Source organism: Ideonella alba (assembly GCF_018069845.1).
Lineage (GTDB): Bacteria > Pseudomonadota > Gammaproteobacteria > Burkholderiales > Burkholderiaceae_C > Ideonella > Ideonella alba.
Window position 1 is genome coordinate 1 of sequence record NZ_JAGQDD010000051.1, and the last position, 1214, is coordinate 1214.

At 63.4% G+C, this 1214-nt stretch carries 2 protein-coding genes; both read left to right on the forward strand.

Translation table 11 applies throughout. The annotated features are described in order from the left end of the window. Window positions 1–53: 53 nt before the first annotated feature. On the forward strand, window positions 54–368 hold the full coding sequence (locus tag KAK03_RS24705) for a DUF1153 domain-containing protein (RefSeq protein WP_210857346.1): 315 nt from the start codon (window positions 54–56) through the stop codon (window positions 366–368). Beyond that, window positions 365–1186 carry an IS3 family transposase gene (locus tag KAK03_RS24710; protein ID WP_210857347.1) on the forward strand — a complete coding sequence of 274 codons (822 nt, stop codon included), beginning with the start codon at window positions 365–367 and terminating at the stop codon, window positions 1184–1186. The genes KAK03_RS24705 and KAK03_RS24710 overlap by 4 nt, the downstream gene beginning before the upstream one ends. Window positions 1187–1214 lie beyond the last annotated feature (28 nt).

Genomic DNA, 1214 nt, shown 5'->3' on the forward strand with positions numbered 1-1214 from the left:
TGTATCGACCCAGTGAGAACCTGCTCAGGTGTTAATGTCGAAAGGACGACATCATGAGTACGTTGATGGACGAAGAGATCAAGCGCTGGACGGCCAAGCGCAAGACGGCGTTGGTGCTGGAGATCATCCAGGGCAAGACCAGCGTTGCCGAGGCCAGCCGCACCTATGACCTACCGCCCTCGGAGATCGAGAGCTGGATGGAGGATGGCCGCCGGGGCATGGAGAACGCCCTGAAGGCCAACCCGCAGGATGTGCGCGAGCAGTACGAGCGCCAGCTCAAGGAGCTTCAGGAGGCCTACGGCGAGGCGATGCTGGAGCTGCGTGCGCGAAAAAAATTGCAGTCCCTGCTGGGCGAGGACGAGAAGTGATCGAGACGATCCACCAGGGACTGCAGGCCGACGGCATCACCGTCTCGATCAGCAAGCTGTGCAGGTGGTTCGACGTGCCGCGGCGCACGGTGTACTACCGCCCAGTCAAGGCAGCGCCTAAGGTGCAGGAGCGGCTTGTTCAGCCGATCAAGGCCATGATCGAGGAGAACCCCTCGTTCGGCTACCGCACGGTGGCGCATCTGCTGGGGTTCAACAAGAACACGGTGCAGCGCATCTTCCAACTCAAGGGCTGGCAGGTCCGACGACGGCCCGTGGGCTTCAGGCCCCGCATCCAGGTGCTGCCTTCAGTGGCCCAGGCGCCCAACGAGCGCTGGGCCACGGACATGTGTCGCGTCTGGGCAGGGCGGGATGGCTGGACGACGATGGCGCTGGTGATCGACTGTCACAGCCGGGAACTGCTTGGTTGGCACCTGTCGCGCAGCGGCCGATCCAAAACCGCCGAGTCAGCGCTGGAGCAAGCCTTGATTGCCCGCTTCGGCACACTGGGCCGGGTGCCGGCGCCGTTCCTGCTGCGATCAGACAACGGCCTGGTCTTCACCAGCCGCAGCTTCACGGCACTGGTGAGCAGCTACGGCTTGAAGCAGGAGTTCATCACGCCCCACAGCCCGGAGCAGAACGGCCTGGTCGAGCGCGTCATCCGCACCCTCAAGGAGCAGTGCGTCCATCGGCACCGCTTCGAGTCACTGCAGCACGCCAGCCGCCTGATCGGCGACTGGATCCATTTCTACAACCACCGGCGCCCTCATCAGGCGCTGAACATGAGGACCCCCGCTGAGGCTTATGCAATAGCGGCTTGAGCTGAGCAGGTTCTGCTGGGTCGATACA

Excerpts from the sequence above, each read along its gene's own strand:
- KAK03_RS24705 (WP_210857346.1), top strand. The coding sequence starts at position 54 with ATGAGTACGTTGATGGACGAAGAGATCAAGCGCTGGACGGCCAAGCGC.